The following is a 26,053-nucleotide window of genomic DNA, read 5'->3' on the forward strand; positions in this document are numbered from 1 at the left end:
CGGCTCCTAGCGATCGTTCGGGTTCCGCGTCACGTGGCGTCGGTCGAGGCTGAGAGCTTCGTACACCGGGGCGTCCGAGAAGGTGAAGAGGTCCATCCTGGTGTGCGCTTCTATACGCAGTGGGCACCAGGACGGCACGGCAACGAGGTCTCCGGCATCGAGGTCGATGGCCTCGCCGTCCAGATAGGCCGTTCCTGATCCGCGGAACGCCTGCCACACGGACGATCCCACCGTGCGCGTGGTCGCGCTTGTCGCTCCGGGCGCGAGCCGGTGCATCTCGGTGCGTAGCGTCGTCAGGGCGTCGCTCCCGTTCGTGGGGTTGGTGAAGCGGATTCCCGCGTGCCCTGGGCCGATCACGGTGGCGAAACCGTCGCGCTCGAGTTCCAGCTGCTGCTCTAGCGCATCGTCGGTGTCCGACCAGCGGTAGGCCATCAGCGGAGAGTTCGGTGTCTCCTCGGCCCAGATCGGACGCAGGCCCGCGTGTCCCCAGAGCTTCTCGGACCGGGACCGTTCCGGAGTGGCCTTCTCGGTGACCCCGTCCTCGCCGAATTCGAAGAAGCTCGCGTCGAGCTGGTGCACCAGCGGAATGTCGAGTCCGTCGAGCCATACCATCGGGGCGTCCCCGACGTGATGGTGCCCGTGCCAGTTCATCGACGGGGTGAGCAGGAGGTCGCCCGGACGCATGGCGACCGGATCGCCGTTGACGACCGTCCACACGCCCTCACCTTCGACGATGAACCGGAAGGCACCCTGAGCGTGGCGGTGAGCCGGCGCCACCTCACCGACGCCGAGGTACTGTACGGCCGCCCACAGGTTCGGCGTCGCGAACGGCTTGCCGTCGAGTCCTGGGTTGGCCAACGCGATGGCGCGGCGCTCCCCGCCGCGCCCGACGGGCACGAGCTCGCCCGCCCGCTCGGCCAGCGGGTACAGATCGCTCCAGTGCCACACGTGCGGCCGTGCTGCCGGCTGCGGCGTCTGCGGCATGATGTTGCCGATTTCGGTCCACAGCGGAACCAAGCCGGCTCGGTCGAAGTCCCTGTACAGCTGCTTGAGTTCCGGTTCAGTTTCGGTCCCGGTCATCCTGGGTGGCTTCCTTCCTCCTCGAGCCGGCGCGCGATGTCGGCACGTAATGCCTTCTTGTCGATCTTTCCGACCTTGGTCTGCGGGATCTCGTCCACCACGACAAGCCGTTCGGGCCACTTGTACCGCCCGACGCGCGCTTGCTCGTAGGCCGTGCGCAGCTCCTCGAGCGTCAGGCGTTCGCCTGGACGGACCACCACGTAGACACAGACACGCTCCCCGACGTCGCGGTCGGGCATGGCGACCGCGGCGGCCTGGCTGACTGCCGGTAGCCGGTAGGCGATGTTCTCGACCTCCTCTGCGGAGACGTTCTCCCCACCACGATTGATCATGTCCTTGTCGCGGCCTTCCACGACAAGGTTGCCGTCCGGCCGCGCCCGGACGATGTCGCCCGAGCGGTACCAGCCGTCGCCCGTGAACGCCTTCGCGTTGTGCGCGGCTGCCCGGTAGTAGCCCCGCGGGGTGTACGGACCGCGGGTGAGCAGGATGCCGGCCTCGCCGGCTGGTACAGGCGTGTCGGACTCGTCGACGACACGGATCTCGTCGGCCTCGCACATCGGCCTGCCTTGCGTATGCACGATGACCTCGTCGGGGTCGTCGAGTCTGGTGTAGTTCAGCAGCCCCTCGGCCATGCCGAACACCTGTTGCAGGGTGCAGCCGAGTACCGGTCCGACACGGCGTGCCAGCTCGGGCGCGAGCCGTGCCCCGCCGACCTGCAACAACCCGAGCGAGCTCAGATCGTGGGCGGTGTCGGCGTCGCGGAACTCGAGCCAGCGTTGCGCCGCTGCAGGCACCACGGCCGTTGCCGTCACGCGTTCGCGCTCGATCAGGTCGAACACCTTCGCCGGGTCCGGGGACGCGGTCAGCACGACACGCCCGCCGGCGATGAACGTGCCGAGGATGCCGGGGCAGGCCAGCGGGAAGTTGTGTGACAGGGGTAACACGCCGAGGTATACGGTGTCGCTGTCGAAGCCGCATACGGCTGCGGACCGCTTGGCGTTGTAGGCGTAGTCGTCGTGCGTGCGCGGGATCAGTTTGGGCAGCCCGGTGGTGCCGCCGGAGAGCAGGAACACTGCCACGCTGCCCGGATCCGGTGGCGCGCTGTCGAGCTCCTCGCGTGCCCGCGCGGGATCACCTGCCGGCGCGCACACCTGCCGGAGGTCGACGCTGCCGGCACCGGGCGCGTCGGAGGTGACCAGCACGTGCTCGACGGTGCTGCTCTGCTCGGCGATGCGGTGGGCCATCGCCACGTGGTCGAAGCCCTTCAGCTCGTCCGGCACGGCAATCGCCCGTGCCTCGGCGTGCTCGACGAGATGGCTCAATTCGTGGTCGCGGTGTGCGGGCAGGGCCATCACCGGCACCACACCGAGCCGCAGGCACCCGATGACCAGCGCGATGAACTCCCAGCAGTTGGGCAGCTGCACCACGATCCGGTCGTCGGGGCGCAGTCCCAGCTCCCGCAGCCGGAGAGCCGCACCGTCGGCGCGAGCGAGAAGCTGAGCGTAGGTCAGGCGTGTCGACCCGTCGACGACCGCCATTGCTGCTGGTGAGGCCTCGGCGCGGGCAATGAAGTACTGCGCCAGCGGGATGCCCTCCCAGTACCCTTCGGCCCGGTAGCGTGCGGCGGCGTCGGCCGGCCAGGGCACAACGCCTTCGGCTGTCGGTGATGTTCGCACCGAGCTCATCCTTCCTCCTGCCTAGGCGTGAGCACAGCATCCAGTGCCACCAGACCCGAGCCGGTCACGCGGAGCGGATTGATCTCGATCTCGCTCACGTGCGGATGCGCGAGGAGAACCCCACCCAGCGACGTGATCACCCGGGCGAACTCCCCACGGTCCAGCACAGGGCCTCCCCGCCACCCGCCCAACAGCGCTCGACCCGCCAGCTCGTCAGGCATCGTCATGGCCTCAGCAGCCTCGAGCGGGGCGACTCGGACGCTGACGTCGGCGAGAGCCTCGGTGGCGGTTCCTCCGAGTCCGCACAGCACGATCGGCCCGAACACCGGGTCGCGCCGGGCTCCGACAACCAGATCCACGCCGGACGGCGCCATCTCCTCGACCAGGTAACGCGTGGCACCTGTGCCCTCGAGCGCGTCGAGCGCGTCTGCCAGCTGTGACTCGGTGCGGATATCGAGGTGTACCCCGCCGACGTCGGTCTTGTGCAGGATGGTGGCATCGAGGATCTTCACCGCCACTCCGGGACCGAGTTCGGCCAGCGCCTGGCAGGCCTGCTCACGAGAGTCGCACACGCGGCTGTCCGGGACGGGAACATCCAGCGTGTGCAGGAACTCCTTGGCTGCCGCTTCATCGACCGTGCCCGCGGGTGCGAGGGGTACCTGACGCGTCGTGCCGGACCCGCCCGCGCCGCGGTACCGAGCTCGGGCGTCGGCGACCAGCGCCCGCGTCGCGTTGGCCGTTCCGGTCGGGCTGGACAGCGCCGGGACGCCGATCTTGTGCAGCTGGTCCCGGACCTCGACGGTGTCATCGGCCGGCCCGCCGAGCGTGACGACTGCCGGCGCGCGCTCCGGCAACCCGGCCTCCTGCACCGCACTGACGAGATCGATGGCGTCCGGTTCGGTCAGCATGTAGGTGGCCACGAGGTCGATCGCGGGATCGTCTGCCACGCTGCGCAGCACGGTGCCGAACCCGGCACCCGGCCTGCCTGTGTCGACCGGGTTGTGCTGGTAGGTCAGCGGGGGTAGTACCTCGCCGATGCGTGACCGCGTCGTCGTGGACAGCTCCGGTATCCGCAGACCGTCGGTGCGCAGGCGGTCCTCCACGAGCAGGCCCGGTCCGGCCTGCGCTGTGATCACGCCGATACCGGGGTCGGCTGCGGGTTCGAGCCGCAAGTGGGAAAGCGCGGTGAGCGCGTCGACCAACTCGCGATCGTCGTCGACCAGAACCGCACCCGCCTGCCGCAATGCCGCGCGAGTCGTGCGCCACGAGGTCGCCAGCGCGCCGGTGTGCGAGCGCGCGAATGCGGCCACGTCGCTGCGCCCCGTGACCAGCGCTACGACGGGTTTGGCACGCACGGTGGACCGCACGGCCTCCAGCAGCCGTCTGCCGTCGGCCACCGACTCGATGTGCAGCGCGACCACCTCGGTGGCCGGATCAGTCGCGAGGTACTCCAGCACGTCCGGGGCGGTCACATCGACACCGGCACCCAGCCCCGCCGCCAGACTGCTGCCAACGCCCGCGTCGGCCAGCGCGAACGCCAGGGCATGGTTCACCCCACCGCTGGTGGCGACTATCCCGACAGGGCCTGCGGGCAGCTGGGCCGCAGCCGGCACGAAGCTGGCGACGAGGCCGCGCTGGGGTGCGACGAAACCCGAGGTGTTGGGTCCCAGCACTCGAATGCCGGTCCGAGCCACGACCTCGAGAACGGCGCGCTGGTGCTCGGCACCCTCCTGGCCGATCTCGGCGAAGCCACCGGAGCAGATCACCGCCGCCCGGGCTCCTGCGTCGTGGGCCTCGCCGAGAGCGGTCGCGGTCGCGTTCGCGGGCACGCACAGCACAACGAGGTCGATGGTCCGGCCGGTCGCGGCGACGGCCTCGCGCAGCGAGCCGTACACCCCCTCCGCCGGATCCGGATGCCGCGCGTTGACCAGCGCGCATCCGTGTTCGTAGGTGGACAGCGAGCGTGCCATCACGGCACCGAGCTTTCCTCCGGTGCGGGAGCCCCCGATCACCGCGACGGTGCGGGGCGCGAACATCGCCTGAAGATCACCCGCCATGGTCATCGGACCACCGCCTGCGCGGGTGCGACCGCATCGGCGCGCCCGGACAGCACGAGCGTGGCGGCGCGGTCGGCGTCGGCATCCGGTTCGATCACCAGCGTGGGAATGCCGTGCACGAGCCGGGCCTGTTCGGAAAGCAGCGTCCTGGTCAACGCTGAGCCCGCGTGCACGGCCACGAGTGCCGGACCGTGCTCCGCGCGGCCGGCGAGCTCGTCGTAGGCGGCAGGCAGTCCGGATTCGTCCTCCGGGGCGGCCAGCCACAGGCCCCACGGGGCCGTCGCCGCACGTGGCTGTAGTGGATCGGTTGTCAGGTGCACGCCGGGATCGTCGGTGAGGAACCGGCCAGGCAGCCGCGTGTCCCCTAGCTCGAGTGGCGTGTCGAGCACGTCGTGGCCGTCGTGTTCGGCACGCCAGGCCCGCTCGACGTCGGCGACGAATTCCGGGTCCCGACCGGCCAGCCTGCTTCGGCCGATGCTGCGGGTGAGGAAGTGGAAGGTGAAGCGCGTGGGGTCGAACGACTCGTGATACCGCCCGAAACGCTCCCACCAGGACAGGCTGGGCCGCGCGGAGTCCTGGATCTTGGCCACCCCGGGCATGCGGTCGCGCTCGTAGCGCTGCAAAGCCCCGGCGACGTCGTCCGGTGTCCTCCTGAGTGCCGCGGCCAGCGCCACCGCGTCCTCCATCGCCATCTTCGTTCCCGACCCTACGGAGAAGTGGGCGGTGTGTGCGGCGTCGCCGAGCAGCACCACGTTGCCGTGGTGCCAGGAGCGCGCGCGCCGGGTGCGGAAGTTGCCCCACCGCGAGTTGTTCGTGAGCAACGGCCGGCCGTCGATCTGGTGCGCGAACAGCTTCTCCAGGTAATCCTTCGTCTTGGTGTCGCTGATCCCCGGAGGTTGGCTGGTGTCGAACTCGTCGAGACCGGCGGCGCGCCACGTGCGCTCGTCCGTTTCGACGATGAACGTACTGACCGTGTCGCTGATCGGGTACCCGTGCACCGCGAACGCGCCGTGCTGGCTACGCTCGTGGACGAACGTCAGCCCACGGAACTGGTACGGCGTGCCGAACCAGATGAACTTCGCGTCCGCGACCTCGACCGACGGCGCCACCGCATCGGCCAGTTCCTCGCGGAGGCGCGAGTTCGCACCATCCGCAGCGACGACCAGGTCGTAGCCGTCCAGCTCGGTGAGCCCCGTGATCGCGTGCTGGAATCGTAGGTCGACACCGACCTCGGCGGCCCTGTCTTGGAGGAGCTGCAGGAGCTTCTTGCGATCGATAGCCGCCATCCCGTTGCCGGCGCAGCGCAGGACCTGCCCCTTCAGGCGGACCTCGATCTCGTCCCAGTGTGCACCGTGGTCGCGCAATCCCTCGAGCAGCACCGGATCGGCTTGATGGATAGCGTCCAATGTGGCGTCCGAGAACACGACACCGAAACCGAAGGTGTCCTCGGCACGGTTGCGTTCGAACACCGTCACCGCGACCTCCGGCATCGCCTGTTTGATCAACGTGGCACAGAACAGCCCGCCCGGGCCTCCGCCCACGCAAGCGATCCGTCTCACCATCTCCACCTCGCTGCTGCCACCGGGACGTTACGTGTCAAAAATAGCACGTCCGTCGACATATTGAAACCTTTTTGTGTGACCGAGCGGGGCCGGCGCACTGAGTCGCGTTCCGGCCCCGCTCGCGCAGCGCTTCCAGACCTCAGCCGAACTGCTCGATCCGGTCACAGCCCAGCAACGTGACCTCGACCGGGCCGTCTGTGGTGACGTCCAGCTCGGTGTCGCAGCCGACCTGTGCCTGTGCCGGGTCGACCGCCAGCGAATCGATGTTGGTCACGTTGATCTCGATACGGTTCTCGCGCGGTTCCTCGGGCGGATCCGGGAGGTGCCGGAACTCCCTGAGGTACGGATTGACGGGGATCGTATTGCCGGAGACGCTGTGCAGTTCGGTCTGTTTCCCTCCGACCGCGCGCTCGCCGGCACCGAAGCCGCGCGAGAACGCCTCGACCGTACCCAGCTCGTCGTCCTGACGAGTGTCGATGCCGGGCAGCCAGTACGCGCGGTCGCCGACGAGGCCGGACTGCGGGTCGTCCATGAGCGGGTTACGTACATAGCTCACCCGTGCGGGGTCGTCGACGCGAGCCCCATCGCCGACCCAATCGGTCAGCACATCCCAGGTGCCACCGACCGAGATACCCTGGACCGCTGCCTCGCACATGAACGCGTGCTCGGAGGCTACTCCGGCCCAGGTGATGAACTCGTAGTCGTAGTCACCGGCAGCGTACGCTTCGGCACGCTCACGCGTGATGTTGTACGGGATGAAGTCATCATTGGCTCCGGCCCACTCCATGACCGGCTGGTTGTGCCGCGACGGCAGCAGCGGGGTGAGCTTCGACCCGGCTTCGTGCTCGGTCACCGTGTCGACGGGCAGCGTGTCGGCGACCGCGTTGACCCCGGGGAACGACGGTGCCCTGTCGAGGCCGTCGCAGATGAAGGCCTTGCTGAACGCGTCCGGGAACTGCAACGAGAGTTTGTTGGCACCGTAGGCGCCGCTGGAGAACCCGCCCAGCATGCTGCGGTCCGGGGCGAGCGGGTAATGCCGTTGGGCATCGGCGATCGCCTCGAACACGCTGGCACCGGACCGCCCGTAGAACCAGTTGTCGCTGCCGCGTCCATCGACCGCGACGACGGCCGTCGGCGTCTCCGCCTCCCGCGCCAACGACTGGTAAAGATCGTTCTCCCCGGTCACCCACTCGCCGGGTGTCTGGGCGAATCCCGGCAACCAGGTCAGCGACGCGTACCCGCCCCCGGACGCCCCCTCCTCCGGGATGTGGATCAGGTAGCGCTGAAGCTGGCCGGCCAGGCTGGGCACGCAGTCATCACGACACACCCAGCCGAACTGGCCGCTCGGGCGCTCCGACGACCCCTCGGAACTGTGCAGGTTCAGGCCGTCCTGCTGGGTGAACGCCCCGGCCGGCGGGCCGCCGGCGTCGCCGGGCATCCGTCGCCCCTGCTCGTTCTCGAAGTGGCTCGGATAGATGCGGTGGATATAGCCGGTGTCGGGCACGCCCTCACGCTGACCTGTCATGTCGTCTTCGACCTGGCGCCGCAGCTTCGCGAAGTCGACCTCGGCGAAGAAGTCGCTGATGTCTCCGGCAGCGATCGCCTCCTTCTGCTGCCGGTCCCGCCACGGCGCGTCCAGCGGTTCGTCGTACCGGAACGCGACGTCGAAGAACGCTGACGGCGCCGGGTCGCCCAGCTGTGCCCCGCCGGGGTGGCCCTCGTCGGCGACCTGCCGCGGAACCAGGTACTGATCGTTGCCCGTGTCCCAGAGGCCGCTTGCGGCGGCGATACGCACCGTCTCGTCACCAGGGTCGAACACCGAGTTCGGTACGTGCACCTCGACCTGTCGTCGTTCCAGGTCAACGGTGGCCGCCCCACCACCGACCTCCTCCCCGCTTGCAGCATCGACGAACCGCGCTTGCGAGCCGTGCACGGTGACGAAGCTTTCCGCCGGTAGCACCGTGTTCGCCCCATGCGGCGCTTCCACCGGTTCATCGGAATCGCCCAATGCGATCGTGGTAGCGACCAGGTCCGGATCGGTCATGGTGTTGTAGGTGATACGGAAGGCCGTCCCGTCACCGTGTGGTTGCGCCCGGAGTTCGACGAGGTCGGCCGCATTCCTTCGATAGGCATCATCGGTGGGATAGGTGTAGGCATCCAACGCGGTCTCAGCAGGCCAATCCATGTACGTACCGCCGCCATGGTCGTCCCACAAGCACCCTTGGTACAGGAACTCGCCGGCACGGTAGGCGCTGCTCATGCACACCTGGGTCGGCTCGGCACGCCAGATTCCCGTGTTCTCCAGCTGCGGCGCGCGTGGCGGTTCGTCGTGCAGGATGCTCGGGCCGGCATCGTCCTGCCACGCAGCTTCTTCGGAATCGTCCGAAGCCCCCGCTGTCGCGCTACCCGCCAGGGGCGCGGCCAGTAGCGCGACAGCCACTACGGGAACGATCACGGGCCGCCCCCGCCGCCTTGTAGACCTCATCGTCAGCAACCTCCGATATTAGTGTCACATACAGAACGATCGAGATAGAAACGAATCATAAACTTCGCGTCAAGCACTCCGGAACACGGACGCGTCAGAACAGAGAGATACGGAGGCACGGAACTGTCGAGCGTGCCGTATCATGTGCCAACTATGGTCCGACCGTCACGGCAACGAAACTTTGATACGTCACAGGTCGCCCGAACCAGTGACGGAGGCGCGGAACCGCCGTCACAGCGTGACCGCGGAGTACATGCGAGACTCGGAAACCCCACGGTGACACCGAGCAAGGAGGGGCGCATGCGGCCGCGGTCGATCGTGTTCGACCTGTTCGGCGACTACATCCGGTACCGCGGCGGCGCCGCGCGCCTGCGCTCCATCAGCGCGTTGCTCGACTGCTTCGGCGTAGGCGACAGCACAGTACGGGTCGTGATGGCGCGGCTGTGCAAGGAAGGATGGTTCGACGCGCACAAGAGCGGGCGCGAGACTGTCTACGCCCTCAACAGCGACAGCCTCCGCATGCTCGATGAAGGCCGAGACCGCATCTTCAATCCCGTTCGCGAACCGTGGGACGGGCAGTGGCACATGGTGATCTACTCCGTCCCGGAAGCCGAGCGCAGCATTCGCGACCAGGTGCGCAAGGAACTGGCCTGGCTGGGCTTCGGAGCGCTGGCCAGTTCGACGTACATCAGCCCACATGACCGGCTGCGGCAGATTTCCGAACACTTCGCGAATGAGCCTGCGGTACGGCTGGACCTGTTGACCTGTCAATCCGGCGGAGTCGACACAGACCGCGAGATGGCAGCACGCTGCTGGGACCTCGAGTCGCTGAACGCCGACTACACGGAGTTCCTCACGACCTACGAGCCACGCCTCGGGCAGTACCGGCGCGGCGCACTCACCCCGATGGAAGCACTGGTCGAACGTACCCAGTTGATCTACGACTACCGCAAGTTCCCCTTCCGCGACCCGGACCTCCCACTCGAGTTGCTCCCGCAACGCTGGGTCGGCCGGCGCGCCCACGACGTGTTCATCGAAGCACACGACCTCCTTCAGGAGCCCGCCGAGAGCTACGTCGACACCGTCATCAACCAGTAGGTTCTGCCGGGCCCGCTCAGCGGGATCGTCTCGACATTTTACGTGTCGATATTGACACGAGCGTCGCATGAGTGTTTCCTATTAGTCACTCAACCCATGCGACCGAAGAGAGGTCGGACGTGAACCGCACACGCCTCGTCATCGCGGGGGCCATCGTGATCGTCATGCTGGCGTTGCAATGGATCGGCTGGATCGGCTCGACCGCGGAGCCCGTCATCCTCGGTATACCCATCCAGTTCGCATACTTCATCGCCTACGCCGCACTGTCCGCTGTCGCAGTGTGGGCGATCTTCCGTCTGGTGTGGCCCGCCCGACACAAGTGAACTCACAGCACGCGTTGCACCGGATCTGAAAGAGACGCAACTATGTCGGAAACCGCCCTCGTACTGCTCTGCGCGGCCACGTTCATCGTCTTCATGGCCCTGCTCGGGCGCGCGGCCGCCGCCAGAACGAAACACGACGCGGAGAGCTACTTTCTCGCCGATCGCGGTCTGCGTCGCACTGTGCTCTTCGCGGCGATCTTCGGTACCAACATGACCGCCTTCGTGATGCTGGGCCTACCAGGCGTCGCCTACCACGGCGGTATCAGCATCTGGCTCATGCTCGCCACGCCGCTGCTGTTCGTGATGCCGCTGTCATTCTACTTCGGATACCGGTGCTGGCTGGTCGCCCGCAGGTACGGCTACATCACTCCGGTGGAGTTCTACCGCGAACGGTTCCAGAGTGACGGCCTCGCCATACTGATGTTTCTCGGTTTCGTCGGTTGGACGGTTCCCTATATCCTGACCGGTGTCATCGGTGGCGGACGCGCACTGGAAACCTTCACCGACGGGACCGTCCCGTACTGGGTGGGTGGGCTCGCCGTCACGCTCGTCGTCGCCTACTACACGTGGGCCGGTGGGATGAAGGCGACCGCCTGGACGAACACCGCCCAGACCGCACTCTTCATGGCGTTCCTTCTGCTGATCGTGCTGCTTGTTCCTTCCGCAGCCGGCGGCACCGAGCGGATCATCGGCACGCTGCAACGCGAACAGCCAGAACTGTTGGTGCGCAGCTGGGAAGGACCGTTCAGCCTTGGCGCGACAGTAAGCCAGCTGATCCTGTTCTCGTTCATCATCTTCGCCTTCCCCTTCGTATGGGTCCGGATGATCTCTGCCCGTAGCAGCAAGGACCTACGTATATCCGGCATCGCCTACCCGATCGCTCTGGTGGCGACGTGGGCGCCCGCGATCCTGCTCGGACTCTGGGGAGCTGCCGTGATCCGCGGACTGGCAGGCGGTGAAGCCGACTCGATCATTTTCATGATGACGGCCCAATTACTCCCGACCTGGGTAGCGGCATTCGGCCTGGTGGCGCTACTGGCGATTGTTATGTCGTCAATGGACGCCCAGATCCTGACGCTCAGCAACATGCTCAGCCGCGACATCGTCGGGCACTACCGGAGCACAACATCCCCTACTGAGCAGGTGCGGTTCGCCCGTGCGTTCGTCCTCGTGCTGCTGGCGCTGACCTACGGCGTGTCACTTCTGGACATGCCGGGCATCTTCGATGTCGCCCAGTTCGCCTTCACCGGTTTCGCGGTGTTCTATCCGCTGCTGATCGCCGGAATCTTCTGGCGACGCGCCACCAAGTGGGGGGCGATCGCCAGCCTGGTCGTCGGCCAAACCATCGCGATCAGCGGGTATCTCGAATGGTATCCCGTGGTAGGCGGGCTGCAACCGGTGTTCTGGGGAGTCACACTCGGCGCGCTCAGCCTCGTCGTCGTCAGCCTCCTTACACCGCGCCAAGACGCCGCAGCCGACCGATTCCACTCGGTGTGGAACGAGGTACGGCACGGTAAGCCGCAACCAGCGTCGGATCAGGGGAAGTAGCGAACGCCACCGGCCAGGACAGGGAACCTGAGAAGTCGCTGTCACGAAACATGGGGAGCACGACGGCCGTCCGTGGGAGTGTGGAGCTGGCGCAGTCGCTGCCCCAGCGGCCGGAGAAGACGACTCCGGATCTGCCGCGGGAGTTCTCGCACACGTTCACAGAAGCGCTGATGAGCACCGAGGCCTGCAATCATCCGCGGTACTTCTTACAGCGTCGCCAGCCACCGACCGGGCAAATCGCCGTGGCCGTACCCGCCGATCCGATGCGCGGGCGACCTCGCAGGCCTGAAGAACCGCTCCGAAGCCGTCCGCGAAGGGCTGCTCCGGCTGATGCACCGCCAAGCAACCCACGCCGAACTCGACCGCCTCACCCACGCCCTCCACCTCTACCTCGACCTCAACCAGCGCCGCAGCTTGTGGAGTCCGCCCGCAGTGAGGGCATGGAGTTGATACTGCCGCTCACTGCAGGTCCTTCCTCCGAGCCGAGTGCGGCGTGTCAGACCAGATGTACCACTCACCGGACAGTCGCGCCCGGTGCGGCGGCGTACCGGTCGCCGATCATCCGCGGGACGAGAAGGGCAACAGATGCCCCGATCAGCGCGGGGATGGCGAAGGCGTAGAAGTTCCACTGGCTCGGGACGCCGGAGGAGAGGACCACCGCACCCAGCGTGGGGCCGACGATGGCGCCGAGGCGGCCCACGGCCAGTGCCCAGGGCAGGCCGTTGCCGCGAAGTTCGGCGGGGTAGCGGGTAACGATCAAGGCGTTGCCCATGATCTGTGCTCCGATGAACCCGAAGCCGCTGACGAACATCAGTACATAGAGGATCCAGATGGTCGGGTTGAGGCTCATCAGGACCAGGCTGATGGTGCCGACGAGGAATGCGATGACCACGACGGACTTGGGTCCGACGACGTCGGCGACTCGGCCGCCGGCAATGACGCCGACCCCGACCCCGACCCACATGGCGGCCGCCTGCAGCAAGGCGGAACCGACGCTGTAGCCCGCGTCCTGCATGATCGTGGGCAACCAGGCGCTGATGCCGAATACGAGTAGCAAGCCGCAGAACGACATCACCCAGAACAGCAGGGTCGGCCACCACACACCCTTTGCCAGGAGGGCGCCAAGTCCCATGAAGCGGCCGGGACGTTTGGTGGTGACAGGTGGTGCCGCGGGCAGGCCGTAACCCGCCTCGACGGCTTCGGCGTCGTCGACCCGTCCGGTGCGACGCAGATGCACCGGGCTCTCGGGAAGCTTGCGCAGTAGCGGCGCGAGGACAAGGACCGGCACGACGCCGATCACGTAGAGCCACCGGAAGGAGAAGTCGACGAGTGCTGCGGCGAACAGCGGAGCGCAGAGTGCACCGGCTGCGTAGCCGCTCATGATCAGGCCGACGTTTCGGGAGACCCGGCTGGGCGTGCTGAGGTCCGCGATGTACGCGTTGATCGTTGGGAGTACAACGCCCAGGCCTAGACCGACGACGAGCCGGCCTAGGCCGAAGATCTCCGCACTCGGCGCGACCGCACTCATCAGCATGCCCAGGCTGAAGATGACCACGGCTCCGGTGATGAGCCGGAGCGGGCCGAACCGGTGGACAACCGCGCCGGCGAAAGCCGCGCCGACCAGCATGCCGATGCCGACGAGAGAGCCGATGAAGCCGGCACTCGAGACGTCCACACCGAGCGAGGTGTTCTTGAGGATGGCTGGCACGGAGGCGCCGTAGACGGCCAGGTCGTAGCCCTCCAGCGAAGAGATGACCCAGGCGATGGCCAGCAGGCCACCGCTGCTGGTCAACCTGCGGGAACGGACGGCGGTGTCCTTGGTGGTCTTCATGGGTGCTCCTAGACGCCCTCGCGGGGCCACTCCGGTCGCGACGCGCGTCCAACCGGTTCTGTAATAGTGAATTAGTTAATCAATAGTGATTACGAGTCTGGTGGCGTGTCAAGGGCTACGTGGCAGTTACCGTCAGATGGACAGGAGTGCTCTTCGCGTGGTGGCAGGAGCGAGGGGTGCTGCAGGATGCGTGACAGCCGAGATGGCTTGCCCGAGGGGCGGGCCGGAAGGATGTCGCTGCGGGCAAGCCGTATCCCCGTGAGTTCCGTGAAGACGTCGTGCGCATCGCCCGCAATCGCGAGTCCGGTACCCGCTCGTGGGCGAGCTGGCCACGGACGGGATCGCCGTGGCGGTGGCATGCCGAGTGCTTGAGCTTGACGGCCAGCATCACTACCGGTGGGAGATTCGGCCGGTCACCGCCACCGAGCTGAACCGAGGCGTATGTGGCCAACACGGTCTTCGACGTCCACCACGACGATCCGGAGTTCGGCTATCGGCTCCTGACCCGACCAGGCCCGAGCCGCCGGTGTCACCGCGGCCGAACGCACGATCTGGCGGACCTGCTCCGACAACGGCTGGTGAAGGAGCGACCCCGGGAGGTCGTCAGGCCTCGCTTCTCGCTCCGGCTGCGCCGCCGAGGTCGGCGGTGATCTCCTCGGTGATCCGGAGGAGCTCGTATTCGATGTCGGTCATCGTCTTGTCGTCGGCCAGGCGCTCCGGCAGTGCGACGGCGAGCGCCAGTGGGATCGACTCGCCGGCCGGGAAGACAGGAGCGGCCACCGAGGCGACGCCGGGGATCACTCCGCCGGACGTCACTGCCAGTCCGCGCTCGTGGACGCTGGTGCGGATCTGCTCGATCTCTTCGCTGGTGGGGGATGCTTCTCCCTGTAGCGCGAGCTGGCTTCCCAGGACCGGGTCGGTCATGGTTCGAGGCAGGTAGGCGAGATAGATCCGTCCCACTGAGGATGTCAGTAGCGGCATGGTAGCGCCGACACGGACGGTGATGGGTAACGCGTAGGCGCCGTAATCCCACCGGACGATGACGGGCCCGTTGTCCCCCCATGCGGCCAGGTTCACGGAGTGGGAGGTGCGGTCGCGCAGGGTGGGCAGGTATTCGGTGGCCAGCCCAACCTCGTCCATGCGGCGCAGCGCCTCGATGCCCAGCCGCCGCATGCCGGGGCCGAGGTCATAGAGGCCGGACCGCTGCGACTGCGCCACAAGGCCAACCCGACACAGACTCACCAGGTAGCGATGGGCCTTGCTTGCCCCCATGTCCGCGGCGGCGGCGATCTCGGTCAGGCTCATCGGCCTCAGTCCTTGCTCGATCGCTTGTAGCACGGTCATGGCCAGCTCCACGGACTGGATCCCCTGGCGAGGGGCGGCGGGCGCAGGTTCTGACGGCTCGTCGTTGGGTCGACTCACGATGGACGAGTCTACGTGGCGGCCAGTAGCGCGACGGCGTGCGTCGACGTGTGCGCGAACCCCAACTCGTATTTCACTATAATGCATTGACTTTATGACTAGTGAAATCATATGGTCAGTGTGTTGTGACACTCACGTCCCGCCGTGACGAGGCTGGGGCGACATGACGGGACGGCGCGCACGCGAAAGGAATCCCGGATCAATGACGACTGCATCGGCACCCGCTCCTGCGGATGAGGACACCACCGTGTTCGACGTGGCGATCGTCGGCTACGGGCCGACCGGCATGGCCTTGGCCGCGCTCCTCGGTCAGCAGGGCCGGAGCGTGGTGGTGCTGGAGCGTTATGAGGGCCTTTACAACCTGCCGCGGGCAGCGGCGTTCGACGACGAGACCATGCGGACCTTCCAGAAGCTCGGCGTGGCCGAGCAGATGCTGCCCGGTACCAACGTGCAGCGGGGCTACGTCTGGGTCAACGGCAAGAACGACGTCTTGCTCGACATCGAGTACGACAATCCCGGTCGCTGCGGCTGGCCGGCGCAATACATGATGTACCAGCCACACCTCGAGGCGACCCTCGACCGGCTGGTGAAGTCGTTCTCCGGTGTCGAAGTGCGGCAGGGCGTAACGGTCGTCGCGGTCGAAGAGGGGATCGACCGAGTTGAGGTCCTGGGCCGCTCGGCCGACGGTACGGAGCATCAGGTGAGCGCCCATTACCTCGTAGGGGCCGATGGTGGCAACGGCTTCGTCCGGCAGCACCTGGGAGGTCGGCTGGACGACTACGGCTTCTTCGAAAACTGGCTGGTGTGCGACTTCAAGCTCCATCACGAGGTCCCGGGCCTGCCCACGTTCCGTCAGGTGTGCAACCCAGCCGAGCCGATCGCCATCGTCAACATTGGACCGAAGTATCACCGGTTCTCCTTCCGGCTCGAGGCTGACACCAGCCGGGAGGAGGCAGTCCGGCCCGACACCGTCTGGCCGCGGGTCGCCGAGTTCCTCACGCCCGAGGACGCCGAACTGGTGCGGGTGGCCAATTACACCTTCCGTTCATGCATCGTCGACACGTGGCGCCGCGACCGCGTCGTACTGGCCGGTGACGCGGCCCACCAGATGCCGCCCTTCTTGGCGCAGGGGATGGTTTCGGGTATTCGGGACGCCCGCAACCTCGCGTGGAAGCTCGATATGGTGCTGGCCGGCCACCCCGAGTCGTTGCTGGACAGCTACCAGGCCGAGCGCGAGCCACACGTCCGCTTCATCACCGAGAAAGCGATCGAGCTCGGCCGGGTGCAAACGATGCGCGACGTGGCGGAGGCCGAGAAGCGCGACGCGCGCATGATCGCTGCACGCAAGGCCAACGAGAAGCCGGACAAGCTGACGTACCCGCCGCTCTCCGGTGGCCTCGTGGCCAACCATGGCGGCATTTTTCCGCAAGGACTTGTGTCCACAGTAGATGGAACAGCGCTGTTCGACGAGGTCGCCGGCACCGGCTGGCTGATCGTCGCCAACGGTCCCGCTGCCCTGACCTCCGTCGCGCAGGAGGATCGCGACGCCTTCGCCGCACTCGGTGGGAAGGAGGTCGTGTTCGGGTTCGCGAGCATGTACGGCGGTTCCGAGATCTCCGACACCGGCGGTGTCTACGCCCCATGGTTCACCGACAACAACTGCGTCGCTGCGATCGTGCGACCCGACAGCTACATCTACGGCGTCGCGCGCGACCCCGAGGAGCTGGCCGCGCTGGCCAAGGGCCTGCTCGCAGCGGTCGGCCGTCCCTGAATCGCTCCGCGGCACGCGGTCCCCACCAACCCCGCTCGTCAGACCACCACAGGAGCAATGATGCAGAACAAGGTCGCCCTCGAAGAGCACTTCGCCATTCCCGACACCCTGGACGATTCGGCGGGGTTCGTGCCCAGTACGTACTGGAACGAGCTCCGGGCGCGGCTCCTCGACATCCAAGACACCCGCCTGAAACTCATGGACCAGCATGGGATCGAGACGATGATCCTGTCCCTCAACGCCCCTGCTGTCCAGGCCATCCCTGACCGGATATGCGCAATCGACGTGGCGCGCCGGGCCAACGACGCGCTCGCCGAGGAATGCGCCAAGCGGCCGGACAGGTTCCGAGCCTTCGCCGCGCTGCCGCTCCAGGACCCGGACGCAGCGAGCGAGGAGCTGCACAGGTGCGTCACCGAGCTGGGCTTCGTCGGCGCTCTGGTCAACGGCTTTTCTCAAGATGAAGCCCAGGGCGGGGGCAATGAGCCACTCTACTACGACCTGCCGCAGTACCGGTCCTTCTGGGCCGAGGTCGCACGACTGAACGTGCCCTTCTACCTGCATCCCCGCAATCCGCTGCCACAAGACGCGCGCATCTACGACGGTCATCCGTGGCTGCTGGGCCCGACGTGGGGCTTCGCCCAGGAGACTGCCGTCCATGCGCTGCGGCTGATGGGATCCGGCCTCTTCGACGAGTACCCGTCGCTGGACATCATCCTGGGGCACCTGGGTGAGGGGATCCCGGCCATGCTGTGGCGGATCGACAACCGGAACGCTTGGGTGGACGTGCCCGCGGCCCATCCCGCGCAGCGCCGGTTCGCCGACTACTTCACCGAGAACTTCCACCTGACGACGTCGGGCAACTTCCGGACCCAGACCCTGATCGACGCCATCCTCGAGCTGGGGTCCGACCGGATCATGTTCTCGACCGACTGGCCGTTCGAGAACATCGACCACGCGGCGGACTGGTTCGACGCGGCCTCGATCTCGGAGGCGGACCGGAAGCGGATCGGGAGTACGAACGCCCGGCGGCTGTTCGGGCTGGAGGGGTGATGTCGATGGATTCGTTCGTCCACTCGAGCCTGCCTACCCGGGTCGTGTTCGGGCGCGGCCGACTCGGCCAGGTCGCCGAGGAGGCGGTGCGGCTGGAAGGTACGCGGGCGCTGGTGCTGAGCACGCCGCACCAGCGGCCCGAGGCCGAGCGGGTTGCGGAGCACTTGGGCCGGTTGGCTGCGGGGGTGTTCGATCAGGCCACCATGCACACGCCGGTGGAGGTGACCGAACGTGCGATCGCCACACTGCGCTCCAGTAACGCGGACTGTGTCGTCTCGGTGGGCGGTGGCTCCACCATCGGACTCGCCAAGGCGATCGCCGTACGCACAGGCGTACCTCAGGTGGCCATCCCAACTACCTATGCCGGCTCGGAAGTGACGCCGATCCTGGGCGAGACCGAGGACGGGGTGAAGACCACACGCCGTGGTCCCGAAATCCTGCCGGAGACAGTAATCTACGACCCGGGTTTGACGGACACGTTGCCGGTGTCGCTGTCGGTGACCAGTGGTCTCAACTCCATGGCTCACGCAGTCGAGGGCATCTACGCCCGGGACGGCAGCCCGATACACACGCTGGTCGCGATGGAGGGGTTGCGGGCGATGCGGGATGCGCTCCCGACGCTGGTGCATGACCCGGCTGACGCGGCCGCTCGTGACCTGGCGCTGTACGGCGCGTGGCTGTGCGGCACGGTGTTGGGCGCGGTCGGTATGTCAGTGCACCACAAGCTGTGCCACACCCTGGGCGGGTCACTGGATCTGCCGCACGCCGAGACGCACGCGATCCTGTTGCCGCACACGATCGGGTTCGTCGAGGAAACGGTGCCGCGACAGCTCGCGCCGGTAGCGGAGCTGTTCGGCGGCGAGGCAGGTGGCGGCCTGCACGACTTCGCGGCATCGTTGGGTGCACCGCTGCGACTGTCCGACCTGGGTATCGCCGAAGCCGACCTGGACCGAATGGCCGAGCTGGCCACGGCCAACCCCTACTGGTCACCGCGCCCACTGGACCGGGACGCCATCCGTTCCCTGCTGCAGCGCGCATGGAGCGGGGAACGACCGAACACCCTTCCCGAGGAGGCGCAGCAGTGACCCGTTACTTCACCGAAGCCGGCTCCGTCGACACCGTCAACGCACGGATGGGTACCGAGATCGACCCGCGGCTCGCCGAGATCATGTCGAACCTGGTGACGCACCTGCACGCCTTCGCCAAGGAGGTGCAGTTGACCCAGGAGGAGTGGGACGTCGCGATCGATTTCCTGACTCGGACCGGTCAGATCAGCTCCGCCGAGCGGCAAGAATTCATTCTGCTCTCCGACGTACTGGGGCTCTCGATGCTGGTCGACGCGATCAACAACCGGCGCCCGGCGGGCGCGACCGAGAACACAGTGCTCGGTCCCTTCCACGTCGAGGGCGCGCCGATCCGCCAGATGGGAGACAACATCTCACTGGACGGCAAGGGAGAGTCCTGCCGCTACGAGGGCCGAGTCCTCGACCTGGACGGCCGACCGGTCGAGGGTGCCTGCGTGGATGTCTGGTCCGACAACGCCGAGGGCTTCTACGACGTGCAGCAGCCTGACGTCCAGCCGAAGTGGAACAACCGGGGCCGATTCATCACCGGTGAGGACGGCCGCTACTTCTTCCGCGGCATCAAGCCGACGTCGTACCCGATTCCTGACGACGGTCCGGTCGGGAGGTTGCTCGGCCACCTGGGGCGGCATCCCAATCGGCCGGCGCACATGCACTTCCTGATCACCGCCTCGGGGCACCAGAAGCTGGTCACCCACACCTTCGTGGGGGACGACGCTTACCTGGAGTCCGACACCGTATTCGGGGTCAAGGAGTCTCTCGTCGCGCCCTTCGAACGGGTCGAGAGTGGTGACACGCAGTGGCGCTCGCCGCTCGATTTCGTTCTTGTACCGAATTGAGGCTGCTGCGGAGCAGAGGCATGTCTTACCGGTTGTGGTAAGCGACGTGGCTCGACTCTGAATCTCCCGCGTCAGGATCGGTGACTCACGGGTTTGTGGGCGTAGATGGGTTGTGTACGAGATCAAATTCGATGGAGTACGCCCATGGCAACTCATGGTTCGCAGCTGCCGGAGGGAGGCACGGCCGGGGAGTCGTCGTCGGCTCGGGATGCGGTCAGCGAGATACTCGAGGCGGGTCTGCTGGACGGGCTGATGGACCGGGTCGACCAGGACGGGCCGGCTGTGACCGGTCAGGGCGGGTTCCTGCCCGAGCTGATCAAGGCCGTGCTCGGGCGTGGCGTGCAGACCGAGATGACTGATCACCTCGGCTTCGGCAAGGGGGACCCGGCCGGGTGGGGCGGCCCGAACTCGCCCAGGCGGCACCAGAGCCCGAGCCGCGCTCATCCTCACCCACTTCGAACACGGCAAAACCGTCTGAACGAAGAAGTCGCTGGGGTCACCTCACTATCCATGGGACACATCCTATTCCCTCACTACCCGCAATAGGCGAAGTTCCGACCTGACGCGTGACACGGAGCGAGCATCCGACCCTAATCCGGGCGAATCGCCTACGTCGAGCACGGCCCACTGGTTACGGCCACCCTGTATCGAGACCTCGACTACAGCCGTATGGCGAACCGCGTGGAGCAGTAGGCCGACCGTCGCGTCGTTAGTCCGCCAGGGTGTATGGCTTGAGCTCCGGCTCGGTAGTGACCCTTGGCGCCAGCGTCAGCTGCTGCGCGATGGTACTGGCTGTGGCGGTGTAGTTGCTGGCGAACTGGAGGGGGTTCACTCCCGGCATGAATACCTGCCCGCAGACGGTTCTGTCGATTCGCTCAGGCTGGGCAGGCCCCTCGTGATCGAGGGCATCCATGGCGAGCGCGTAAGCACTGGGCGCGTACGTGCCAACGGCTATGTGTTCGTTCGCAACGTCGGCCGGGCAGATGTCTTGGAGTGCGACGTTGGTGATGTCGCCACCGCCACCGTGCAACGACGACGTTCCCGAATCGTCGAGGTTCGGCTGCACGAACTCGTCGGTGCGAGTGTAGATGTTGGTGTAGGAAATGCCGGGGAAGGTTTCCTGGCGCGAGTTCATGGCCTGGATGTACCCCGAGTTGAGCGTCTGCTGCCAGAGGGCGGGGGCGCAGCCGACCACTGGCGGGCAGAGGGCGTTCACGGAGAGGCTCCCGTGGTTGGTGGCACCGAACGCGATGTAGTCGTCCACCATCGGCCGCAGGTCAGGCCAGAACCGCAGCGCGAAGCGGGGTTCGGTGCCGCCTTGGCTGTGCCCGAGTACATCGACCTTCTGTCCGCTGATCCGGTGGATGGTGCGGATGGCGTGCACGACGTACTCGGCCGAGACCTGAGCATCGCTCATGGCGTTGTTGGGCAGGGTCACCGAACAGTAGGGGCGGCCGAGCTTGTCCATCGCCGGAAACCAGTTCCAACTGAAGTTGTCCCTGGGTGTGACGGTGGTTCCCGGCACAAACAACACCACCCCTCTCGACGACTCGGCGGTGTTGCCGGTGCATTGCAGTGCGGCCTCCAGCTTGTCCGTCGGCACTTCGAGTGCGGGCCCTGGCTTGTCGACCGGGGCGAACCGCTCGTCCGGGATCGTTCGTTCCGGAAGGGGCTCGTCAGAGGGGTCAATTGATGGGTACGGGGTGCTATCCGGAGGCGGTGACGCGGACGGCGCGGCCTGTACCTGGCCTGCCAGCAATACTCCCAGCGCGCTGACAACCACCGCGGCCGTCACGCCGCGGCGCAACACTCGTGACGCCATGCCAACCTCCGTTACACCTACCTAGTTGTGTTACATAGCGAATCATAATGGAACGTGTGTAATATGCAAATCATGGCGAGGAACGACCTTCGAGCAGCAGCGACCAGTGGAATGGAACCCATCCACGGTGCCGACGCCGAACCGCAGACGCCGCTTCAGCGGCAGCTCGACGGGGCAGTCCCGCAGGCGCGCGCGACACCACTCGACGCTCTGGCAGTCGCCCGGCGACGGTTCCATCAGGGACTGCGACTCGATATGCGCGGAATCGCTGCGGAACTCGGGGTCAGTAGGGTGACCCTGCATCGCTGGGTCGGCACCCGCGAGCAGCTGCTCACCGAGGTTCTTTGGGAGTCCACCGACCGCGCTCTCGACCGGTTCGAGCGAGAGGTCGTTGCACGTGGCTGCCACGGAAGCCGGACCGCGGAGATCCTCAGCCGGTGGGCCCGCGACGTCGTCGATCACCCAGGCGTTCGGTACCTCCAGGAAGAAGAACCCGATCTGTTCTTCCGTCTACTTACGCACAATGCCAGCGTGTTCCAACGACGCGTCCTCGAACGCATACGCCAACTGCTCGCCGACGACATCGAACACGGCCGGGTCACCGTTGAGCTTTCCGCGGAAGAACTCGCGTACGTCACCGTTCGTATCGTCGAGTCCTTCATTCACACACCAAGCATAACCGGAGACGCACCGGACGCCGACGGCAACGCGCGCGTGCTACACGCAGTGCTCCGTTGATATCCCTGGGCGAGGCCCGAACCAGTAGGACGCATCCTGAGTCATTGCGCAGCTCAGGCATCCTGCTGGCGATCGTTCATGTCCTGGATGAGAGCGCGGGTGTAGATCAACACTGGGCTCGGCTACGTGATCTTGAGAAGAAGAGAACCACCTGGTCACAGGCGGCTCTCCGGCTTGCGCGCCCGTAGGGATTCGAACCCCAAACCTTCTGATCCGCAGGGAGCGCATGGGCGCTGACCAACACCTCTACCTGCGTCTTCGTTCATACACCCAACCTCTACAGCCCCTACTACCCCACTGTTCGACTACCATGTGGGTCACACGATGGGTCACGACGCGCAGGACGTTATGCGCACCTGCGACCACGGACGTCGAGGACAGCCAGCGCGGGCAGGCGAGCCTGTGCGAGACCGGCACGAGCACCGCAATCGTCCACCGAACGATTATCCATAGGTCTTATGCACCAAGATCAGCTAAGCAGGATGGTTCATCGCACCCACACTGTGACTAGTCGTGACGAGCCTGTGACAACACTTGGCAGGGCTCACCGGGCTGCCGGACGTAGCAAGAGTCAGGCACGCCGCCCGGGACCTCGATCACTACGCCGCGGCGACACTACACGAACTGGCCGACCGGAGTGGCTCCTTCACCGCTCAAGAGCTCGACGTCGCGTAGCCAGGGTGAGGTGCCTAGGAAACGGAGTAACACGCGAATCAGTTGGTCGGAACTATGCGATCGCCGAGACGTAACACTCCTCCGGAGAGCACGCGGGCCCGCAGGCCACCACGGGCGCGCAGCGTCGCTCTGGCGGGCTGCCCTGTCAGCTGGTCGAGGTGTCGACACGGTGCGCATTCTCGCTCACCTTCACATTCCAGGCCGCCCACCTCGAACCGCTTCCCCACCAGTGCGGTGAGGTCGACACCCGCGACAGCGATGTTACGCCGCGTCTGCGCGCCACTCAGTTCGACGCCGTACTCTCGCGCCACGACGGCCAATGCGTCTGTGCTCACCAAGGTCAAGTCACTCCACAGCCGCCGTTCATAGGACCAGGTGCCGATACCGGTGTGGTAGCGATCGCCCACGATTCCTCGACCTGGCTCCACCCGCACCCTGTCAACGGACCTCAGCGTCGCCGCCGCTACCTCGGCCACGAAAATGCCCGTCACTCGACCACTGTGGTCCACGGTTCTCCTTAATCATCGACGCCTCGTGCGGCGAGTGCCTCTCCCATGCGGTCGGCATGTCGGAGAGCGCGCACCACGAGGGGTACGGCGAAGGCACGAACGCTGGTGGCAAGGCCGCGGGCACGTTGGGCGTCACGTACCTGACCAGCCAGATTCGCGACGACCGGAACCGCCCGGATCCCCAGGGTGAGCAGCAACCCGACCCGTTCCGGGTCGATCCCGATCCTGCGCACCGGACGTATCACGCGTACGACGACGTCGACCAATTCGATAGTACGGGTCGTGAGCGTGACGAGCGCGGCCAGCAGAATGAGACCAAGCAGGCTGCCCACGACGGTGACAGCGGCCTGCCAGCCGGCGGTCACGGCGTGGAACACCCCGATCGCGGCCAGCATCCACCACAGTGGTCTGACCTGGAACCACGCCGTGTGCAACGCGGCAGGCAGTGACGTGCCGGCGACCCGGTAGCCGAACAGCACAACCAGCAAGGCGATCCCCACTTGCCACAGATGATCAAGTAGGACGGTGCCGATGCCGAAAAGTACCAGCGCGGCGAGTTTAGGCCCGGCAGGCAACCGATGTACGACCGAGCGTCCGGGCCGGTACAGCCCCATCTCGGTCACGACATCAGCTTCCGATAGAAGGCCACCGAGTCGGCCGGAGTCCCGTCGAATACCAAGCGCGTGTCGTCGAACACCAGCACACGGTCGTAATCGGCGAGCAGGTCCAAGTGGTGCGTAACCAGCACGACCTGCTGCGGTAGGCCGGCTACCCGCTCGGCGACGTCTCGCGCGTTGCGCAGGTCCAGCAGGGTGGTCGGTTCGTCCATCACCAGCAACGACGGCTCGGTAACCAGTACCGCACTCAGCGCGAGAAGCTGCTTCTGGCCACCGGACAACAGATGCGCGGGGTGATCGGCATGGTCGGCGAGTCCGTGCTGCTGCAATGCCTGCCGCACACGCTGCTGAATCTCCGTGGCCGAGAGGCCGCGACGACGGAGCCCGAACGCGACGTCCTCAGCGACGGTGGGCATCACGATCTGCGCGTCGGGGTCGGTGAAGCAGAATCCGACGCGCTGGCGCACCTTCCGCCCTTCTCGAGCGGTATCCAGACCATCCACGCGCACGCGCCCCTGTGTCGGCAGGATCAGGCCGTTAAGCAACCGCACGAACGTGGACTTGCCCGACCCGTTGGCCCCGATGACTCCAACGCGGTCTTCGGAAATCCGTACGGACACGTCCCGGAGAACGGTGCGGGATTGTTCGCCGTGGCCGTAGGTATGAGTAACGTTCTCGATCTCGATCATAGGCACCGTTCCACCAGCATCGCCACGCCCTGTCCACCGCCGACGGCGATCGCGGCCAGGCCGAAGCGCCCCCTCCCCTGCCGCACCAGCTGGGTGTACAGCCGTACCAGCAGCACCGCCCCGGAAGCACCCCACGGGTGCCCGAGCGCCAGGGCTCCCCCTTGCGGGCAGATTCGCTCGGGGTCCACTCCCAAGGCATCGCAGCAAGCCAGTATCTGGCCGGCGAACGCTTCGTTGAACTCGATCACGTCGATGTCGTCCAACTCGAGGCCCGCGTTCTTCACGGCTTCCTGTACAGCCGGGACGAGCCCGATACCGGGCAGGGTCGGATCGACGCCTGCCGTAGCCGTGACAAGCACCCGCAGTCCGGGGATGTTCAGGCGGGTGTGGGTGGCCGCGTCGAGTACGGCTACCGCAGCGGCCCCGTCGTTGATGCCGCAGGAATTCCCCGCGGTAACCGTGCCGCCCGCATCGAAGGCGGGCGGGAACCTGGCGAGCCTGCGCTCCGACATTCCGGGCCGCGGCCGCTCGTCGCGATGCACCTCACCGACGGGCATGAGCTCGTCGCCGAACAGCCCTGCCTGGCCGGCCTCCACGGCGCGGGCATGCGAGCGCGCGGCGTAGACATCCTGTCGTGCGCGGCTGATGCCGTACTCCGCGGCCAGGGCATCCGCAGCGGGCCCCATGTCGGGATCACCGACATCCGCCGGGGCGAACGGTGCTCGTTCGTACCTGACCGGCTCAGCCCCCTCTTCGGGTGGCCAGAACCGCCACGGAGCGGTCGAGGCCGACTCCACCCCGCCGGCCAGGACCAGACCGGGATGCAGGCGCACCATGTCGACGGCCAGTGCGATCGCGGCCAGTCCGCTACCACACTGGCGATCGACCGTCAGTGCGGGCACCTCCACTCCCAAGTGAGCCCGCAGCGCGGCCACCCGCGCCAGATCACCGCCTGGACCCGTGCAGTTGCCCAGCACTACCTCCCGCAACGACACACTCGGCACCCGCCGGCGGAGATTCGCCAGCACGAGCGAAGCCAGCTCAGCAGCGTCATGCCCAGCCAGCGCCCTGCCCGCGGTGCCGATCGGGGTGCGTGACGCCGCCACGATCACGGGCGCATCCATCTGCCCCGGTGTGGTGCTCTCGTTCCGGTACATCGTGTTCGTCACGGTCACCACC

The 26,053-nt window shown here is 66.6% G+C and carries 20 protein-coding genes and 1 pseudogene; 9 read left to right on the forward strand and 12 right to left on the reverse strand.

Annotated features, from left to right (window positions below; genetic code table 11):
• Positions 1-6: 6 nt before the first annotated feature.
• The 5 genes from CHB84_RS16610 to CHB84_RS16630 form a co-directional block, all read right to left on the reverse strand.
• On the reverse strand, positions 7-1,080 hold the full coding sequence (locus CHB84_RS16610; protein ID WP_089302545.1) for a cupin domain-containing protein: 1,074 nt from the start codon (positions 1,078-1,080) through the stop codon (positions 7-9).
• Positions 1,077-2,765, reverse strand: coding sequence for a (2,3-dihydroxybenzoyl)adenylate synthase (locus CHB84_RS16615; protein WP_089302546.1), 1,689 nt, complete (start codon positions 2,763-2,765; stop codon positions 1,077-1,079). The genes CHB84_RS16610 and CHB84_RS16615 overlap by 4 nt, the downstream gene beginning before the upstream one ends.
• Positions 2,762-4,819 (reverse strand): acetate--CoA ligase family protein, encoded by a 2,058-nt coding sequence (locus CHB84_RS16620; protein WP_089302547.1) that lies wholly within the window; start codon positions 4,817-4,819, stop codon positions 2,762-2,764. Before CHB84_RS16620 ends, CHB84_RS16615 begins: the two co-directional genes overlap by 4 nt.
• Positions 4,816-6,354 (reverse strand): FAD-dependent monooxygenase, encoded by a 1,539-nt coding sequence (locus CHB84_RS16625; protein ID WP_245818789.1) that lies wholly within the window; start codon positions 6,352-6,354, stop codon positions 4,816-4,818. The genes CHB84_RS16620 and CHB84_RS16625 overlap by 4 nt, the downstream gene beginning before the upstream one ends.
• 160 nt (positions 6,355-6,514) lie before the next feature.
• The gene (locus CHB84_RS16630; RefSeq protein WP_089302549.1) at positions 6,515-8,815 is read right to left on the reverse strand and encodes a DOMON domain-containing protein; all 2,301 of its coding nucleotides are present in this window, start codon (positions 8,813-8,815) and stop codon (positions 6,515-6,517) included.
• Positions 8,816-9,160: 345 nt separating this feature from the next.
• Here CHB84_RS16630 and CHB84_RS16635 point away from each other — a divergent pair, with 345 nt between their 5' ends.
• The 3 genes from CHB84_RS16635 (at position 9,161) to CHB84_RS16645 (ending at position 11,829) form a co-directional block, all read left to right on the forward strand.
• Complete coding sequence (locus CHB84_RS16635; RefSeq protein ID WP_089302550.1) at positions 9,161-9,958, forward strand: PaaX family transcriptional regulator; 798 nt, start codon at positions 9,161-9,163, stop codon at positions 9,956-9,958.
• 119 nt (positions 9,959-10,077) lie between these two features.
• Positions 10,078-10,281 carry a hypothetical protein gene (locus CHB84_RS16640; protein ID WP_089302551.1) on the forward strand — a complete coding sequence of 68 codons (204 nt, stop codon included), beginning with the start codon at positions 10,078-10,080 and terminating at the stop codon, positions 10,279-10,281.
• Between the two features lie 93 nt (positions 10,282-10,374).
• On the forward strand, positions 10,375-11,829 hold the full coding sequence (locus tag CHB84_RS16645) for a sodium:solute symporter family protein (RefSeq protein ID WP_176440005.1): 1,455 nt from the start codon (positions 10,375-10,377) through the stop codon (positions 11,827-11,829).
• 514 nt (positions 11,830-12,343) lie between these two features.
• On the opposite strand, the gene CHB84_RS16650 is transcribed toward CHB84_RS16645, so the two are convergent.
• Both CHB84_RS16650 and CHB84_RS16655 read right to left on the reverse strand, forming a co-directional pair.
• Complete coding sequence (locus CHB84_RS16650) at positions 12,344-13,660, reverse strand: MFS transporter (RefSeq protein WP_089302553.1); 1,317 nt, start codon at positions 13,658-13,660, stop codon at positions 12,344-12,346.
• 603 nt (positions 13,661-14,263) lie between these two features.
• On the reverse strand, positions 14,264-15,016 hold the full coding sequence (locus CHB84_RS16655; protein ID WP_217898598.1) for an IclR family transcriptional regulator: 753 nt from the start codon (positions 15,014-15,016) through the stop codon (positions 14,264-14,266).
• A gap of 268 nt (positions 15,017-15,284) precedes the next feature.
• Here CHB84_RS16655 and mhpA point away from each other — a divergent pair, with 268 nt between their 5' ends.
• The 5 genes and pseudogenes from mhpA to CHB84_RS16680 all read left to right on the forward strand — a co-directional run.
• Positions 15,285-16,853 carry a bifunctional 3-(3-hydroxy-phenyl)propionate/3-hydroxycinnamic acid hydroxylase MhpA gene (mhpA, locus tag CHB84_RS16660; protein WP_089302554.1) on the forward strand — a complete coding sequence of 523 codons (1,569 nt, stop codon included), beginning with the start codon at positions 15,285-15,287 and terminating at the stop codon, positions 16,851-16,853.
• Positions 16,854-16,913: 60 nt separating this feature from the next.
• Positions 16,914-17,903 (forward strand): gamma-resorcylate decarboxylase, encoded by a 990-nt coding sequence (gene tsdA, locus CHB84_RS16665; protein WP_089302596.1) that lies wholly within the window; start codon positions 16,914-16,916, stop codon positions 17,901-17,903.
• A gap of 5 nt (positions 17,904-17,908) precedes the next feature.
• The gene (locus CHB84_RS16670) at positions 17,909-18,988 is read left to right on the forward strand and encodes a maleylacetate reductase (protein WP_089302597.1); all 1,080 of its coding nucleotides are present in this window, start codon (positions 17,909-17,911) and stop codon (positions 18,986-18,988) included.
• Positions 18,985-19,824, forward strand: coding sequence for an intradiol ring-cleavage dioxygenase (locus CHB84_RS16675; protein WP_089302555.1), 840 nt, complete (start codon positions 18,985-18,987; stop codon positions 19,822-19,824). The genes CHB84_RS16670 and CHB84_RS16675 overlap by 4 nt, the downstream gene beginning before the upstream one ends.
• 144 nt (positions 19,825-19,968) lie before the next feature.
• A pseudogene (locus CHB84_RS16680) lies at positions 19,969-20,235 on the forward strand (IS256 family transposase); the annotation flags it as partial.
• Between the two features lie 298 nt (positions 20,236-20,533).
• On the opposite strand, the gene CHB84_RS16685 reads toward CHB84_RS16680, so the two are convergent.
• On the reverse strand, positions 20,534-21,619 hold the full coding sequence (locus CHB84_RS16685) for an esterase/lipase family protein (protein WP_245818790.1): 1,086 nt from the start codon (positions 21,617-21,619) through the stop codon (positions 20,534-20,536).
• A 99-nt stretch (positions 21,620-21,718) separates the two neighbouring features.
• Here CHB84_RS16685 and CHB84_RS16690 point away from each other — a divergent pair, with 99 nt between their 5' ends.
• A complete protein-coding gene (locus CHB84_RS16690) occupies positions 21,719-22,384 on the forward strand; it encodes a QsdR family transcriptional regulator (RefSeq protein ID WP_141134716.1) in 666 nt (221 codons plus the stop codon).
• Positions 22,385-23,097: 713 nt separating this feature from the next.
• Here the strand turns inward: CHB84_RS16690 and CHB84_RS16695 are convergent.
• The 4 genes from CHB84_RS16695 to CHB84_RS16710 are packed head-to-tail and all read right to left on the reverse strand — an operon-like array spanning position 23,098 to position 26,043.
• On the reverse strand, positions 23,098-23,550 hold the full coding sequence (locus CHB84_RS16695; protein WP_176440006.1) for an MOSC domain-containing protein: 453 nt from the start codon (positions 23,548-23,550) through the stop codon (positions 23,098-23,100).
• Between the two features lie 26 nt (positions 23,551-23,576).
• Positions 23,577-24,182: an energy-coupling factor transporter transmembrane component T family protein gene (locus CHB84_RS16700; protein ID WP_245818796.1), complete on the reverse strand. Its 606-nt coding sequence runs from the start codon at positions 24,180-24,182 to the stop codon at positions 23,577-23,579.
• A 5-nt stretch (positions 24,183-24,187) separates the two neighbouring features.
• Positions 24,188-24,874 carry an energy-coupling factor ABC transporter ATP-binding protein gene (locus CHB84_RS16705; RefSeq protein WP_089302560.1) on the reverse strand — a complete coding sequence of 229 codons (687 nt, stop codon included), beginning with the start codon at positions 24,872-24,874 and terminating at the stop codon, positions 24,188-24,190.
• Positions 24,871-26,043, reverse strand: a complete 1,173-nt coding sequence (locus CHB84_RS16710) for a thiolase family protein (protein ID WP_245818791.1) — start codon at positions 26,041-26,043, stop codon at positions 24,871-24,873. The genes CHB84_RS16705 and CHB84_RS16710 overlap by 4 nt, the downstream gene beginning before the upstream one ends.
• Positions 26,044-26,053 lie beyond the last annotated feature (10 nt).

Origin of the sequence: Haloechinothrix alba (assembly GCF_900188115.1) — a bacterium.
Classification (GTDB): domain Bacteria; phylum Actinomycetota; class Actinomycetes; order Mycobacteriales; family Pseudonocardiaceae; genus Haloechinothrix; species Haloechinothrix alba.

Excerpts from the sequence above, each read along its gene's own strand:
- mhpA (WP_089302554.1), top strand. The coding sequence starts at position 15,285 with ATGACGACTGCATCGGCACCCGCTCCTGCGGATGAGGACACCACCGTG.
- CHB84_RS16700 (WP_245818796.1), bottom strand. The coding sequence starts at position 24,182 with ATGGGGCTGTACCGGCCCGGACGCTCGGTCGTACATCGGTTGCCTGCC.
- CHB84_RS16635 (WP_089302550.1), top strand. The coding sequence starts at position 9,161 with ATGCGGCCGCGGTCGATCGTGTTCGACCTGTTCGGCGACTACATCCGG.
- CHB84_RS16615 (WP_089302546.1), bottom strand. The coding sequence starts at position 2,765 with ATGAGCTCGGTGCGAACATCACCGACAGCCGAAGGCGTTGTGCCCTGG.
- CHB84_RS16645 (WP_176440005.1), top strand. The coding sequence starts at position 10,375 with ATGGCCCTGCTCGGGCGCGCGGCCGCCGCCAGAACGAAACACGACGCG.
- CHB84_RS16670 (WP_089302597.1), top strand. The coding sequence starts at position 17,909 with ATGGATTCGTTCGTCCACTCGAGCCTGCCTACCCGGGTCGTGTTCGGG.
- tsdA (WP_089302596.1), top strand. The coding sequence starts at position 16,914 with ATGCAGAACAAGGTCGCCCTCGAAGAGCACTTCGCCATTCCCGACACC.
- CHB84_RS16610 (WP_089302545.1), bottom strand. The coding sequence starts at position 1,080 with ATGACCGGGACCGAAACTGAACCGGAACTCAAGCAGCTGTACAGGGAC.
- CHB84_RS16650 (WP_089302553.1), bottom strand. The coding sequence starts at position 13,660 with ATGAAGACCACCAAGGACACCGCCGTCCGTTCCCGCAGGTTGACCAGC.
- CHB84_RS16620 (WP_089302547.1), bottom strand. The coding sequence starts at position 4,819 with ATGACCATGGCGGGTGATCTTCAGGCGATGTTCGCGCCCCGCACCGTC.
- CHB84_RS16690 (WP_141134716.1), top strand. The coding sequence starts at position 21,719 with ATGGCGAGGAACGACCTTCGAGCAGCAGCGACCAGTGGAATGGAACCC.
- CHB84_RS16705 (WP_089302560.1), bottom strand. The coding sequence starts at position 24,874 with ATGATCGAGATCGAGAACGTTACTCATACCTACGGCCACGGCGAACAA.